Below are 14,759 nucleotides of genomic sequence, written 5' to 3' on the forward strand. Positions count from 1 at the left end.
GGACCCCCGCATGTCCCGCAGAATCCTGGTGATCGGCGCCTACGGCAACTTCGGCCGGATCATCTGCCGCCACCTGCAGCATATGCCCGCCGTGCAACTGGTGATCGCCGGCCGTAACGCCAACAGCCTCGCCCAACTGGCCACCCAGCTGAGCGGCAGCGAAAGCTGGTGCGGCGACGCCATGGCCCCCGGCTTCGCCGAGGCACTGCGCACGCTGCGCATCGACTGGGTGATCCATACCGGCGGCCCCTTCCAGGGCCAGCCCTACAGCGTGGCCGAAGCCTGCATCGAGGCCGGCGCCAGCTATTGCGACCTCTCCGACTGCCGGGTGTTCGTCAACGGCATCGAGCGCCTGGACGCCCGCGCCCGCCAGGCCAATGTCGCGTTGCTCAGCGGCTGCAGTTCGGTGCCCAGCCTGTCGTCGGCGATCCTCGATGAGCAGCGCCATCACTTCAGCCGCATAGACCGTATCGAGCACGGCATTTCCTCCTCGGCGAAGATGCCCGGCCTGTCCACCATCGAGGGCGTGCTGGCCTACGCCGGCCGGCCGATCCGCCAGTGGCGCGACGGACGCCCGCACACCGTCGACGGCTGGCTCGGCCTGCAGTTGCGCCACCTGCCCGGCCTGGGCTGGCGCCTGCTGAACAACGTCGATGTGCCGGACATGGACATCTTCGCCGAGCGCTACGGCGCCCGGGACCTGGCGTTCAAGGCCGGCTCCGGGCTCATGGCCGGTGGCCTGGCCAATGCCGCGCTGGCATTGCTGGTCAAGTACGGCCTGGTGCGCGATCCGCTGCCCTGGGCGCGGCGTCTGCATCGCCTGGGCGGCCATTTCGAGCGCTTTGGCGATGGCATGAGTGCGATGTACCTCGATGTCCGCGGCCTGGACATGCAGGGCCAGCCACTGCGCCTGCAGGCCCAGGTCAGCGCCCGCGACGACAAGGGCCCGGAAATTCCCAGCTGCGCGGCGGTGGCGCTGATGGCCAGGGTCATCGAGGGCTACACCCCAGCCCCGGGCGCCCGCCCCTGCGTCGGCGAGATCAGTGTCGAGCAGTACCTGGCGGCCATCGGCGAACCGGACAAGGTGCGCTACAGCGTCAGCTTCCAGCACGGGCGAGGCTGAGATGAGCTACCTGCTGCTCAAGTACCTGCATGTGATCGCTGCCGTATTCCTGTTCGGTTTCGGCATGGGCTCGTACCTGTACCTGATCGCCGCGAACCGCAGCCGCGATCCACGGGTGATCGCCGCCGTGGCCAGGATGGTGGTGCGCTTCGATGCCTGGATCACCACACCCGCCGGCGTCCTGCAACTGCTGACCGGCTACGCCATGGTCAGCATGACCGGCATGCCGTGGTCCACGGGCTGGCTGCGTGGCGCACTGCTGATCTTTTTCACGGTGGGCGCCCTGTGGCTGCCGGTGCTGCTGTTGCAGACGCGCATGCAGCGCCTCGCGGCCCAGGCGGTCGAGCATGGCACCGCGCTGGGTGAGGACTATCAGCGGCTGTACCGCCCCTGGCTGTGGATGGGGGTGGCGGGGTTTGCCGGTATGTTCCTGATCGTGCTGGTGATGATCACCAAGCAGGCACCGTGGCAATGGCTCTGACCCAGGGAAGAAAAAAATTCTAAATACATAGCGAAAAAGAATAGAATTTTTTTCGAAAATCGCCCTGGAACGGGAAAAAGAAAAAACATTCATATCGGCAGTTGCCTAGGATGATGTCCATGGATGCCGACAGGCGGTGTCCACGCACGGACCCGCCCGCGATCATGCCCAGCACCCCGCTCTACTTCGATTACGCCGCCACCACTCCGGTCGATGACCGGGTCATTGCCGCCATGCTCACCTGCCTGGGACGCGAGGCGAACTTCGGCAACCCCGCCTCCAGTGGCCACGCCCACGGCCAGGCGGCCCGCGAGGCCGTCGAACAGGCCCGCCAGCAGGTGGCCATGCAGGTGGGCGCACTGCCCGACGATCTGGTCTGGACCTCCGGCGCCACCGAATCCAACAACCTGGCGCTCAAGGGCGTCGCCCAGGGCTTCGCGCAGCCGGGGCACCTGCTGACCAGCCAGCTCGAACACAAGGCCATCCTCGACACCGCCGCCGAACTGGAGCGCCAGGGCTGGACAGTGACCCGCCTGGCGCCCGACGCCCATGGCCTGATCCAGGCCGAAGTCGTGCAGGCCGCCTTGCGCCCGGACACGCGCCTGGTGTCGCTGATGGCGGTGAACAATGAACTGGGCACGGTGACTGACTTCGCCCGTATCGGCCAGCTGGTCCGCGAGCATGGCGCGCTGCTGCATGTGGACGCGGCCCAGGCCGTGGGCAAGGTCCGCATCGACCTGGCGCACCAGGCCGTCGACCTGATGTCGTTCTCGGCGCACAAGGTCTACGGCCCCAAGGGCATCGGCGCCCTCTACGTCGGCCCTCACGCTCGCCCGGTCATGCGTGCGCAGATGCACGGTGGCGGCCATGAACGCGGCCTGCGTTCCGGCACCCTGGCCACCCACCAGATCGTCGGCATGGGCAGCGCCTTCGACTTGGCCGGCCAGCCCGGCGAGACGGAGTACCAGCGCCTGGAACAGCTCGCCCGGCGCCTGCGCGACGGCCTGCTGGCCTTGCCCGGAGTGACGCTCAATGGCTGCGCGATGCAGCGTATTCCCCACACCCTCAACCTGCGCATCGACGCCAAGGGTTTCAACAGCCTGGCCCTGGCCGGCGAGCTGGCGCTGTCCACCACCTCGGCCTGCAACTCGGCGAGCAACGCGGCGTCCCATGTGCTGCTGGCTCTTGGCCTCGACGAGCACCAGGCGCGCAACAGCGTGCGTCTGAGCCTCGGGCGCTACACCAGCGAAGCGGACGTGGACACGGCGCTGGCGGTATTCGGCCGGGTTGTCGGAGCAGCAGCGGTGGCACTCTGGTAAGACACGCTGCAATCCCTGCAGGTCAAAATGGTGCCGGTGATACAGCCGGTTCTCCACGTGGACCGCAGGGTCACAACCTTCTTCTGTACCTTGAAGCAATAGCGCGCCAACAACGATCGCACTTTTTCGCCGAGCAGCGGTCTACTCCCTCTTTTGCCAACCGCATTCGACTGCCAAGGCCCGCCTTTTTACACTGCACATGGCCGGGCCAAAAGCCTTGCCGTTGTGTAGGATGGGCAGCGCAGATCCAGACGCTGCCAGTTACAGGGAGATCCACATGCGCGTCCCATCCGTTGCCTGCCTCGTCGGCCTGACGCTGGGCCTGCTCGCTGCTACCAGCGCCCAGGCCTTCACCGGTGAAGAGGCGCAACTGATCGATACGATCAACGTCTACCGCAGTCAGGCCCAGCGCTGTGGTGGCGAAGCCTCGCTGGAATTGCCGCCGCTCAACAGCGACACCCGCCTGGCGCTGTCGCCCGAAGGCACCCGCGACCTGCAGCAGGCCATGACCCGCGCCGCCTACCCGATGGTCAACGTCCAGGCCATCAGCCTGTCCGGCCCACGGAACGCCCAGGCAGCGATGAAGGCCATCGAGGAGAGCTTCTGCCAGGTGGTGCTCGACCCGCAGTTCGTCGACATCGGCGTCAGCCAGGAGGGCCGCGACTGGCGCATTGTCCTGGCCCGGCCGCTGCTCAGCGCTCGCCTGGGTGACTGGCAGGCCGAAGGGAAGAAGCTGCTGCAGGAGATCAACGCCGCGCGCAACCTGCCCCGCCAGTGCGGCGGCCAGCCCTACCCCGCCGCCCCGGCGCTGGCCTGGAGCACCACCCTGGCGGGCGTCGCCGCCAACCACACCCGGGCCATGGCCAACCAGAACTTCTTCGACCATCTCGACCGCGAGGGCCGCACCCCAGGTGATCGGGCGGAGCTGGCCGGCTACCTGTACCGGCAGATCGGCGAGAACATCGCCGCCGGGCGCGACACCGCGCGCAAGGTGGTCGACGGCTGGCTGGCCAGCCCAGGGCACTGCGCCACGCTGATGAACCCGGACTTCCGCGAGCTGGGGGCGGCGTATGCGGTGGACCCGAAGAGCGATGCCGGGATCTACTGGACGGGGTTGTTCGGTGCGCCGCAGTAAACCCTGCCAGGCACCGTCCCTGTAGGAGCGGCCTTGTGCCGCGAAAGGGCCGCAAAGCGGCCCCGACAATTTCAGCGTTTCACCGAGACAGGGGCTGCTGCGCAGCCCTTTCGCGGCACAAGGCCGCTCCTACAGGGACGGCGCATGGCCCGAGTTGCGCAACGCCAGCGCCGTGCAACCAAACCGCCGCCGTACCCACTTGCCCAGGTAGCTGGCATCTGCCATCCCCACCTCATCGGCGATCTGTGCCAGGCTGTGGCTGGAGTTGAGCAAGCGCCAGCGCGCCTGCTGCAGGCGCAGTTCCTGCCACCAGGCCTTGGCGCTCATGCCATGGCAGGCCTGGAACTGGCGGTCGAGCTGGCGCCGGCTGATGCCCAGCTCTGCCGCCAACGCCTCCACTGGCATCTGCGTCGCCAGGTGGTGGCGCATCAGCGCCGTGGCCCGCCGCACCTGGCGCCCCTGCCCGGCACCGGCCTCCAGCGAACGCAAGGCATGGAGGCTATCGCGGCTCTCGTCCACCAGCATGTCGGCCAGGCCCTTGAGCGCCCGGGTGCGACCACTGGCGCGGGCAATCAATTCCACCGCCAGGTCGATGGCTGCCGTGCCGCCGGCACAGGTGATGCGGCCACCGTCGAAGCAGAACAGCTGCCCGGTCAGCAGGCGCACGCGGGGAAAGGCCAGGCGAAACTCCGCCTCATGGCGCCAGTGCACCACTACCTGGTGACCCTCCAGCAGGCCACAGGCGGCCAGCAGGAAAGCCGCGTTGTCAACGCACACCAGCTTCACCCCGGCCTTGGTCGCCTGCTTCAAAAGAGCCCTGTAGCGCGGCGCCAAAGCCGCCGTGGCACTGGCGTTGCGCCCGCCGAACAGCACCAGGTGGTCGTAGTCGCCCCAGCGGATGTCCGCAGGCGCCGCCTCGACCTGAACACTCGCCGCGCTGCTTGAAACCACGGGCTCCCGGTCCAGCCCGAGCACGGTCCAGCGGCAATAGCGCTGGCGGCTGTAGTCCTCGTCGTCGGCGGAAAAGCGCAGCTTGTCGAGGAACGCGCCGAACGGCAGCAGGGCGAACTCCGGTAACGGCAGGATCAGCAGGCGCAGGTCGGGTGTCATTGAGGTATGTCCAGATATAACCATTCAATGGCCAGATACTACCCTGTATTCCCACTGCCCTGCCCTACACTGACGCCCTGCACATAAACAAGGCTCCCCCATGGCACTCGACACCTGGCTCATCTACCTGCTCGCCAGCATCGGCCTGTCGCTGACCCCAGGTCCGAACAGCCTGCTGGCCCTGACCCATGGCGCGCTGTACGGCGCCCGCCGCACGCTGTTCACCATCCTCGGCGGGGTGCTGGGCTTCAGTCTCCTGATCGCCCTGACCATGTTCGGCCTGAGCGCCCTGTTGCAGGCCTCGGCCTCGGTGCTGACGGTGCTCAAGTGGGTCGGCGGGGCCTACCTGGTCTGGCTGGGGATCCAGCTGTGGCGCACCCCGGCGCTGCACCTGGAGCAACCACGCGGCAGCGTGGCGCTGGGCAATGCCGGGCTGTTCCGCCAGGGCTGCCTGTCGGCGCTGGCCAACCCCAAGGTGCTGCTGTTCTATGGCGCGTTCCTGCCCCAGTTCATCGATCCGCAGCGCGGCCTGCTGGTGCAGTTCGTGGTGATGGCGGCGACCTTCGCCAGTGTCGAATGCCTGGTGGAGTACCTGCTGGCCCGCCTGGCGTTTCGCATCCGCCCGTGGCTGGCCAAGGGCGGACGTGGGTTCAACCGCTGCTGCGGGAGCCTGTTCGCGCTGATCGGCGTGGCCCTGCCGCTGGGACGATAGAAGCCCCAGGGATCAACGCCGGGAAACGACCAGGAACACCACCAGCGCCAGCGCCGGCAATCCCGCGCCCAGCAACGCCACGCCGCTCCAGCCATACTGCGCATACACCCCACTGGCCAGCGCCGAGCCCAGCGCCCCGCCGAGGAAGATGCTGGTCATGTACAAGGCATTGAGCCGGCCACGGCTGGCCGGATCCAGCGCATACACCTCACGCTGGCCGATGACCATGTTCATCTGCACGGCGAAATCCAGCAGTACCCCGGTCAACCCCAGGCCGATCACGCTGGCGCCCGGCGCGCTCAGGCCCAGCAGCAACGCCAGCGGCGCCAGGGCCATCGCCAGCAGCGAAGCGCGTCGCGCATGGCCGGCATCGGCCAGCCGACCGGCCAGCGGCGCCGCCACCGCGCCCACCGCCCCGACCAGGGCAAACAGCGCGATCTGGCTCTGCGACAGGCCGTGCTCGCCGGCCAGCGCCAGTGGCACCGCCGTCCAGTACAGGCTGAACGCCGCGAACATCAGTGCCTGGAACAGTGCCCGCTGGCGCAACACCGGATAACGGCGCAGCAGCACCAGCAACGAGGCCATCAGCCCGGCATAGCTGGCCGTGTGCTCAGGCACCCGGCGCGGCAAGGTCAACGCCAGCAGCAGGATGATCGCCACCATCACCCCGGCGGCACCGACAAACACCGCGCGCCAGCCGAAGTGATCCGCCACCAGGCTCGCCAGCGGCCGTGCCAGCAGGATGCCCAGCAGCAACCCGCCCATGATGTTGCCGACCACCCGGCCACGCTCGCGCTCCGCCGCCAGGTGCGCCGCCAGCGGTATCAGCATCTGCACCGCCACCGAACTGAAGCCGATCAGCAGCGCGTACAGCAGGAACACCTCGCCCTGCCCATGACCGCTGGTGCCGGCCAGCAACAAGCTGCCGGTGGCCAGCACCGCCGTGGCGATCATCAGCCGGCGGTTCTCCAGCAGGTCGGCCAGCGGCACCAGGAACAACAGGCCCAGGGCGTAGCCGATCTGGGTCAGGGACACGATCAGGCTGGCCCGTTCGGCGGGCAGCCCCAGGTCCGGCGCGATCAGGCCGACGATGGGCTGGGCGTAGTAGATGTTGGCGACGATGGCGCCGCAGCAGAACGCCAGTAGCGTCACCAGGGTGCGGCTCAGGCCTGGGGCCGACGCCTGGGCGACGGCGAGGGAGGGATTCATTCGAGGGTACCTCGGCTTGCGAAAGGATGTGCGCGAAGGGTGACGGACAACCGCCCCGGCGAGAATCCATCGCCCGCGCAACGGGCCTTTGCGTGGCGCGCAACACCTCAGCCGGCCAGCAGCCCCTCGCAGAAGGCGACGAACGCCATGACCCGGCGCGAGCCTCGGTGGTTGGGCAGGTACAGAGCGTTGATGCTGGCGCTGGCCGCCCCCGGACTCACCGTCCAGTCGGCGAACAACCTTTGCAGGCGCCCGGCTTCGACATCCTCGCGCACCAGCCAGTCGGCCAGCAGCGCCACGCCGCTACCGGCAATGGCCGCCTCGCGCAGCAGGTCGGCGTTGGCGCTGCGCAACGGGCCGCTGACGTCCAGTTCCAGGCGCTGCTCGCCCAGGCTCAGCCGCCAGGGCCGTGCCGACTGGCCGTAGCGAAAGCGCAGGCAGGCGCACGCGGCCAGTTGCTGCGGTTCGGTAAGCACTGGCTGCTGGCTCAGGTATGCCGGGCTGGCCACCAGCCAGCGCTCGAAACGCCCCAGCGGGCGACACACCAGTTCGTCGCTGGGCGCCGGCTCGCCGAGGCGGATGCTCAGGTCGTAGCGACCATCGAGCAGGTCGTCGAAGCGGTCGCTCAGGTCGATGTCCAGTTCCAGTGCCGGGTGGCGGGCGAGGAACGCGCCCAGGTGCGGAGCGATGACCCGGCGACCGAATTCCACCGGCAGGCACAGGCGCAACACGCCGACCGGTTCCTCGCCGCGGTCGGCGACGCTGGCGTCGGCCTCGGCCAGGGCCTCGAGGATCTCGCGGGCCCGCTGGTAGTAGCTGGCGCCGGCTTCGGTCAGGCTGACCTGGCGGGTCGAGCGGTTGAGCAGGCTGGCCCCCAGCTCCAGTTCCAAGGCGTCGACCTGGCGGGTCACCGAGGAGGTCGCCACCCCCAGCCTGCGCGCAGCGGCGGAAAAGCCGCCGACCTCGGCGGTGGCCATGAACACCTTGAGCGCCAGCAGCTTGTCCATCGTCAATCTTCCATGGGGCAAAGGCCGAAACCTTCCTACAATCACCGGCTGGAATCAACCATGCGCGAGGCGCCCATGCCCGACAACCTGTTTACCGCCCTGCCCCCGCTCGCGCCCGACGCCGACGAGCAGTTCACCGACCTGCTCCGGCGCCCGGGTCTGCGCATCGAGCGCATCGTCTCCAGCGGCCAGGCCAGCCCGCCAGGGTTCTGGTACGACCAGACCGAGGGCGAATGGGTGGTCGTGCTCAGTGGCAGCGCCGGGCTGCGCCTGGAGCATGAGCCGCGCACCCGCGTGCTGCGCCCCGGCGACCATCTGGACATCCCGCCCGGTTGCCGCCACCGCGTGGAGTGGACCGAACCCGGCGTGGCCACGGTATGGCTGGCGGTGTTCTATCAGGGCTGAGCCAAGGTCGCTGCGGCAGGCATCGCCTGCAGGCGATAGAACCGCCACGGCAGCAGCACCGCCGCCACGGCCAGGCCACAGGCGAACCCGACCCACACTCCCACCGCGCCCAGCGCGGAGTGGAAGGCCAGCCAGTAGCTCAGCGGCAACGCCAGCAACCAGTAGCTGATCATGGTCACGCCCACCGGCCAGCGGTAGTCCTGCAGGCCGCGCAAGGCGCCCAGCGCGGTGGACTGCAAGCCATCGGCCACCTGCATGGCCGCGACCACCACGAACATCGGCACGGCGATGGCGATCACCTGCGGGTCGTCGCTCATGGCCTCGGCGATGGAGCGGCCGAACAACGCCAACAGCACGGTGGCCACCAGCATCCAGGCGCTCACGCTGGCAAAGGTGGCGCTGCCGATGGCACGGATGCGCGCCGTCTCGCCGCGGCCCTGGGCCTGGCTGATGCGGATGCTCACCGCCGCGGCCATGCCCAGCGGCAGCATGTACAGCAACGCGCCGATCGATTGCACCACCTGGTTGGCCGCCAGTGCGGCATTGCCCAGCCAGCCCAGCATCCAGGCGGCGATCACCACCGCGCCGGCTTCGGCGAGATAACCCAGGCCCAGCGGCCAGCCTTCGCCCAGCAGCGTGCGCCAGCTCAGTCGCGCCCCCTGCGGCGCCTGACGGTAGCGGGCCAGCGATGGCGCCAGGCGCCAATAAGCCAGGGCCAGCAACACCGCCAGCGATTCGGCGATCACCCCGGCGATACCCGCGCCCAGCAGGCCCAGCGTCGGCAGGCCGAAATGGCCGTGGATCAACCCGTAGCTCAGCGGAATGTTGAACAGCACCGCGCTCATCACCAGCAGCACGCCCACCCAGGGCCGGCCGATGGCTTCCAGCACATCCTTGAACACCACCGCCAGGCAGTACGGGATCAGGAACACCGCCATGGCCTGCCAGTACGGCGTCAGCAGCGCCACGTCGGGCAGCGGCACGCCCAGCCATTGCACCAATGGCAGGCAGGCCAGCATCGCCAGGCAGCCGAGGATGCCCACCAGCAGGCCATAGCCCAGCCCGGCGCGCAGGGTGCGCGCCACGGTGCCGGGGTCGTCGGCGCCGAAGGCATGGCCGACGCGCACGCTGAGGGTGGCAAGCATGCCGTAGAGCCCGGCATGGAAGATCAGCCCGGCGCTGCTGGTCAGCGCGACACAGGCCAGCACCACGGTGCCCAGCGAGGCCAGCAGCACGGTATCGGTCAGGCTGATCAGCTCGGCCGCCGACAGGCCCAGCACCAGCGGCAGCGCCAGGCGCAACAGACCGGGCAGCTCACCCAGCCAGGTAATGTTCTTGCGTGAAACAAGGGCAGTCACGGTAGTAACCTCCAATTGACATACGCCGCGTATGCTAATGCCATTTATTGACATACGCAACGTATGCTAATTTGCAGTCATCGCTTTTTTACCCGGAGCCCTCCATGCCCACCCCTCGCCGCAGCCGCGCCGCCATGAGCGCGGATACCATCGAACGGCTGATCGCCGTCGCCCGCCGCCAGTTCGCCGCAAAGGGCTTTGCCGCCGTGGTGATGGACGAACTGTGCGCCGAAGCCGACCTCACCCGGGGCGCCCTGCACCACCATTTCGGCGGCAAGGCCGGGCTGTTCACCGCCGTGGTGGAGCACCTGCTCGAGGAGATCAACCAGGCGCTCGACGCCCGCTACGCCACCCACGACGACCCATGGGACGGCTATATCGACACCTGCCTGTACTACTACGACCTGCTGCACGAGCCGGCCCTGCGGCGCATCCTGCTGCAGGACGCCCCCGGGGTACTCGGCCCGCGCCTGCGCGAACTGGAGGAAGCCAGCTACATCGGGCCCATGGCCCAGGGGCTGGTGGAGTTGCAGCAGGCCGGCAGGCTGCGCGCCTTCGACGCCGTGGCCATGGCGCACCTGATCAACGGCGCGATGGGCGACAGCGGCATGTGGGTGATCGCCCAGGACGATCCGCAGGCGGCGGCGGAACGGGTGAAGGGGGCGTTGCGCTGTTTGATGGAGGGGTTGCAGGTCTGAATGGCTACGCCCACCTGTAGGAGCGGCCTCGTGCCGCGAAAGGGCTGCGCAGCGGCCCCAGGATTTCAGGACTGAGCAAAGATCGCCGGGGCCGCTTTGCGGCCCTTTCGCGGCACAAGGCCGCTCCTACACGGGAGGATTACGGCCTATAGAAATTTTGCTCACCGCAAAATGTACTAACTTGTTAATTAGCTTGCTAAGGGCTTAAACTTCTCGCATTCCACCTGCGAGATCCCTGGCATGAAAGACTCACCCCGCGCCTCCGGCGCCTCAACCTTCATCCTGGTCGGCCTGGGCGTGGTCATCGCCCTGCTCGGCCTGCTCCTGGCTGCCGGCGGCGTCAAGCTGGCCGGCCTGGGCGGTTCCTGGTACTTCCTGGTCGGCGGCCTGGCCATGGCCATTGCCGGCCTGCTCATCGCCCGCCGCAAACCGGCCGGCGCCTGGCTGTACGCGGTGTTTGTCGCTGGCACCGCCGTCTGGGCCGTGGCCGACGCCGGGCTGGTGTTCTGGCCGCTGTTCTCGCGGCTGTTCATGTTCGCCGCCATCGGCCTGGTGGTGGCGCTGCTCTACCCGCAACTGGTCCAACGCCCGGCGCGTGGCGCCTATGGCGTCGCCGGCCTGCTGGGCGTGGCGCTGACGATCGCCGCCGGCAACATGTTCGTCGCCCACCCCAGCGTCGCTCCTACCAGCAAGGGCCCGGGCCTGACGCCAGTGGAACCCGGCCAGCAACAGAAGGACTGGGCCCACTACGGCAACACCGAGGGCGGCAGCCGCTTCGCCGCGCTGGACCAGATCAACCGTGGCAACGTCGACCAGCTCAAGGTGGCCTGGACCTACCACACCGGTGACGTCGCCCTCAGCGACGGCAACGGCGCCGAAGACCAGCTCACGCCGCTGCAGGTGGGCGACAAGGTGTTCATCTGCACCCCGCACAACAACCTGATCGCCCTCGACGCCGACACCGGCAAGGAGCTGTGGAAGAACGCCATCAACGCCCAGTCCAAGGTCTGGCAGCGCTGCCGCGGCCTGGCCTACTTCGACGCCAGCGCGCCGATCGCCCAGCCGACCCGGCCCGACAGCACGCCGGTCAGCGTGAGCAGCGTGCCGGCCGGCGCCAACTGCCAGCGCCGCCTGCTGACCAACACCATCGATGCCCGCCTGATCGCAGTCGATGCCGACACCGGCGCGTTCTGCGAAGGCTTCGGCGACAACGGCCAGGTCGACCTCAAGGCCGGCCTGGGCAACGTGCCGGACTCGTACTACCAGCTGTCCTCGGCGCCGTTGATGGCCGGTACCACCGTGGTGGTCGGCGGCCGCGTCGCCGACAACGTCCAGACCGACATGCCCGGCGGCGTGATCCGTGGCTTCGATGTGATCACCGGCGCCCAGCGCTGGGCCTTCGACCCGGGCAACCCGCAGGACCGCGACGCCCCGCAAGGCGACCGGACCTACGTGCGCAGCACGCCCAACAGCTGGGCGCCGATGTCGTACGACCCGGCGATGAACACCCTGTTCCTGCCGATGGGCTCCTCGTCCACCGACATCTACGGCGTCGAACGCAACAAGCTTGATCACACCTACGGCGCCTCGGTGCTGGCCCTGGACGCCACCACCGGCAACGAAAAGTGGGTGTACCAGACCGTGCACAACGATCTCTGGGACTTCGACCTGCCGATGCAGCCGAGCCTGATCGACTTCACCAAGGATGACGGCAGCACCGTGCCCGCCGTGGTGATCGGCACCAAGGCCGGGCAGATCTACGTGCTCGATCGCGCCACCGGCAAGCCGCTGACCCAGGTCGACGAAGTACCGGTAAAACCGGGCAACATCCCCAACGAGCCGTATTCGCCGACCCAGCCGAAGTCGGTGGGCATGCCGCAGATCGGCGCGCAGACCCTGACCGAGTCGGACATGTGGGGCGCCACCCCGTACGACCAGCTGCTGTGCCGCATCGACTTCAAGAAGATGCGCTATGACGGCCTGTACACCGCGCCGGGCACCGACCTGTCGCTGAGCTTCCCGGGTTCGCTGGGCGGCATGAACTGGGGCAGCCTCTCCACCGACCCGGTGCATGGCTTCATCTTCGTCAATGACATGCGCCTGGGCCTGTGGATCCAGATGATCCCTTCGCAGAACACGGGTGCGGCAGCGGGCGGCGGCGAGGCGCTGAACACCGGCATGGGCGCGGTGCCGCTCAAGGGCACACCGTATGCGGTGAACAAGAACCGCTTCCTGTCGGTGGCCGGTATCCCGTGCCAGGCGCCGCCATTCGGCACCCTCACCGCCATCGACATGAAGACCCGGCAGATCGCCTGGCAGGTACCGGTCGGCACTGTCGAGGACACCGGCCCCCTGGGCATCCGCATGCACCTGCCGATCAAGATCGGCCTGCCGACCCTGGGCGGCACCCTGTCCACCCAGGGCGGCCTGGTGTTCATCGCCGGCACCCAGGACTTCTACCTGCGCGCCTACGACAGCGGCAACGGCAACGAGATCTGGAAGGCCCGCCTGCCGGTCGGCAGCCAGGGCGGCCCGATGACCTATGTGTCGCCGAAAACCGGCAAGCAGTACGTGGTGGTCACCGCCGGCGGCGCGCGCCAGTCGACCGATCGTGGCGACTACGTGATGGCATACGCCCTGCCGTAAATCGCCGGCCTCATCGCGGGGCAAGTCGCATCGGCGCACCGCCGCTCCCACGCTGCCGATGGTGCGGGTCGTGGGAGCGGGCTTGCCCCGCGATGGCTTCTACCTTTGATTCCAGGAAAATCGCAATGCGTTCCCGCTTCCCCTCCACACTGCTGCTGGCCTTGGCCAGCACCACCGCCCTCGCCGACGGCGACCTGCTCACCCGCAACACCCTGACCGGCGACTGGGGCGGCCTGCGCCACCAGCTCGCGGCAGACGGCATCACCTTCAGCGGCGACTACAGCGGCGAGACCGCCTACAACGCCCATGGCGGCCTGCACCGCTCGGCCCGCTACTCGCAGAACCTCAAGCTCGGCGTGCAGTTCGACCTGTCGAAGCTGTACGGCCTGGACAACGGCGGCAAGGTCCAGCTGACCGTCAACGACCGCCGCGGCAACAGCGCCTCGGAAGACCTGGTGGGCAACCGCCTGCCGATCCAGGAAAACTACGGCGGCCTCTACACCCGCCTGACCGAACTCAGCTACGAGCGCAACCTGTCACCCGCGCTGAACCTCAAGCTCGGCTACATGGCCATGGGCAACGACCTTGGCGGCCTGGACAGCGGCATCCTGTGCAACTTCATGAACGCCGGCTTCTGCGGTCACCCGCTGAACATGTCCGGCGGCAGCGGCTGGACCAACTACCCCAACGCCCACCTCGGCGTACGGGTGAAATATGACCTGACGCCCGACTGGCAACTGCGGGTGGCGGCGTTCAACGTCGACCCCGAGAGCAACGGCAATGCCAGCCGCGCCTGGCACCTGGGGCCCAGGCACAGCACCGGCACCGTGGTCCCGGTGGAGCTGGTGTACAAGTTGCGCGGCGAACTGCCGGGCGAGTACAAGCTGGGTTACTACTACGACAGCTCGAACGTGAAGCGCATCGGCAGCAGCGAGGAAGTCGCCGGTCGTGGCGGGCATTACCTGCTGGTCGACCAGGCCATGTGGAACGACCCGGTATCGCCCGGGCGCAGCCTGCATGCCTTCGGCCAGTACTCGGCGTCGAGCAAGGCCGCCTCGCCGTTCACCAGGTGGTATGGCGCAGGCGTGGTGCTGTACAAGCCGTTCGCAAGCCGGCCACGGGATACCGTCGCGCTGGGGTATGGCCGCGCGGTGCCGAACCCGCGTAGCCGCGATGTGCTGGAAGATGCGGCCGTCGATGCCGGGCAGCCCGTCCCCAACCTCGACAGCGCCGAGCAGCTGGTCGAGCTGAGCTATGGCTACCAGGCCACCGCGTGGCTGAACCTGCGGCCGGATGTGCAGTACATCGTCGAGCCGGGGGCGTTTTCCGGGAAGGACATCGACAACGCGCTGGTGTTCGGCTTGCAGGTCAAGGCGACGTTCTGAAACCAAGCCTGGCGTGACCTGTAGGAGATTACACAGCCCTTACGGGCTGCGCTGTCGCGCAGGAAACAGAGTTCCAGCGTGGGAGCGGGCTTGCCCCGCGAACACCGGCGAAGCCGGTGCCATACACCGCATCGCGGGGCAAGCCCGCTCCCACGCTACCCAGTCAAATCA

General features: G+C 68.1%; 13 protein-coding genes. 9 read left to right on the top strand and 4 right to left on the bottom strand.

Annotated features, from left to right (window positions below; translation table 11 throughout):
- Nucleotides 1-10 precede the first annotated feature (10 nt).
- The 4 genes from LU671_RS27610 to LU671_RS27625 all read left to right on the top strand — a co-directional run bounded on the left by LU671_RS27610 (nucleotide 11) and on the right by LU671_RS27625 (nucleotide 4,058).
- A complete protein-coding gene (locus LU671_RS27610; RefSeq protein WP_232857587.1) occupies nucleotides 11-1,123 on the top strand; it encodes a saccharopine dehydrogenase family protein in 1,113 nt (370 codons plus the stop codon).
- A gap of 1 nt (nucleotide 1,124) precedes the next feature.
- Nucleotides 1,125-1,604, top strand: a complete 480-nt coding sequence (locus LU671_RS27615) for a DUF2269 family protein (protein WP_232857588.1) — start codon at nucleotides 1,125-1,127, stop codon at nucleotides 1,602-1,604.
- 164 nt (nucleotides 1,605-1,768) lie between these two features.
- Nucleotides 1,769-2,923: a cysteine desulfurase family protein gene (locus LU671_RS27620; protein WP_232857590.1), complete on the top strand. Its 1,155-nt coding sequence runs from the start codon at nucleotides 1,769-1,771 to the stop codon at nucleotides 2,921-2,923.
- Between the two features lie 277 nt (nucleotides 2,924-3,200).
- Entirely contained in the window at nucleotides 3,201-4,058 is an 858-nt protein-coding gene (locus tag LU671_RS27625; RefSeq protein ID WP_232857592.1) for a CAP domain-containing protein, read from the top strand.
- A gap of 129 nt (nucleotides 4,059-4,187) precedes the next feature.
- On the opposite strand, the gene LU671_RS27630 is transcribed toward LU671_RS27625, so the two are convergent.
- Complete coding sequence (locus LU671_RS27630) at nucleotides 4,188-5,168, bottom strand: GlxA family transcriptional regulator (protein WP_232857593.1); 981 nt, start codon at nucleotides 5,166-5,168, stop codon at nucleotides 4,188-4,190.
- Nucleotides 5,169-5,268: 100 nt separating this feature from the next.
- Between LU671_RS27630 and LU671_RS27635 the strand changes: the two genes are divergently transcribed.
- Nucleotides 5,269-5,880, top strand: a complete 612-nt coding sequence (locus LU671_RS27635; RefSeq protein WP_232857598.1) for a LysE family translocator — start codon at nucleotides 5,269-5,271, stop codon at nucleotides 5,878-5,880.
- 12 nt (nucleotides 5,881-5,892) lie between these two features.
- On the opposite strand, the gene LU671_RS27640 is transcribed toward LU671_RS27635, so the two are convergent.
- Entirely contained in the window at nucleotides 5,893-7,089 is a 1,197-nt protein-coding gene (locus LU671_RS27640) for an MFS transporter (RefSeq protein WP_232857600.1), read from the bottom strand.
- A 107-nt stretch (nucleotides 7,090-7,196) separates the two neighbouring features.
- On the bottom strand, nucleotides 7,197-8,096 hold the full coding sequence (locus tag LU671_RS27645) for a LysR family transcriptional regulator (protein ID WP_203646233.1): 900 nt from the start codon (nucleotides 8,094-8,096) through the stop codon (nucleotides 7,197-7,199).
- Nucleotides 8,097-8,156: 60 nt separating this feature from the next.
- On the opposite strand from LU671_RS27645, the gene LU671_RS27650 reads away from it, so the two are divergent.
- Entirely contained in the window at nucleotides 8,157-8,501 is a 345-nt protein-coding gene (locus tag LU671_RS27650) for a cupin domain-containing protein (protein ID WP_232857602.1), read from the top strand.
- Here the strand turns inward: LU671_RS27650 and LU671_RS27655 are convergent.
- On the bottom strand, nucleotides 8,492-9,859 hold the full coding sequence (locus LU671_RS27655; protein WP_232857603.1) for an MATE family efflux transporter: 1,368 nt from the start codon (nucleotides 9,857-9,859) through the stop codon (nucleotides 8,492-8,494). The two genes, LU671_RS27650 and LU671_RS27655, sit on opposite strands and share 10 nt — an antisense overlap.
- Before the next feature lie 104 nt (nucleotides 9,860-9,963).
- On the opposite strand from LU671_RS27655, the gene LU671_RS27660 reads away from it, so the two are divergent.
- The 3 genes from LU671_RS27660 to LU671_RS27670 all read left to right on the top strand — a co-directional run bounded on the left by LU671_RS27660 (nucleotide 9,964) and on the right by LU671_RS27670 (nucleotide 14,588).
- Complete coding sequence (locus tag LU671_RS27660; RefSeq protein WP_232857604.1) at nucleotides 9,964-10,557, top strand: TetR/AcrR family transcriptional regulator; 594 nt, start codon at nucleotides 9,964-9,966, stop codon at nucleotides 10,555-10,557.
- Nucleotides 10,558-10,797: 240 nt separating this feature from the next.
- Nucleotides 10,798-13,203 (top strand): glucose/quinate/shikimate family membrane-bound PQQ-dependent dehydrogenase, encoded by a 2,406-nt coding sequence (locus LU671_RS27665; RefSeq protein ID WP_232857606.1) that lies wholly within the window; start codon nucleotides 10,798-10,800, stop codon nucleotides 13,201-13,203.
- 125 nt (nucleotides 13,204-13,328) lie between these two features.
- A complete protein-coding gene (locus LU671_RS27670; RefSeq protein WP_232857608.1) occupies nucleotides 13,329-14,588 on the top strand; it encodes a carbohydrate porin in 1,260 nt (419 codons plus the stop codon).
- Nucleotides 14,589-14,759 lie beyond the last annotated feature (171 nt).

Source organism: Pseudomonas sp. NMI760_13, from assembly GCF_021283245.1.
GTDB classification, from domain to species: Bacteria; Pseudomonadota; Gammaproteobacteria; order Pseudomonadales; family Pseudomonadaceae; genus Aquipseudomonas; species Aquipseudomonas peradeniyensis.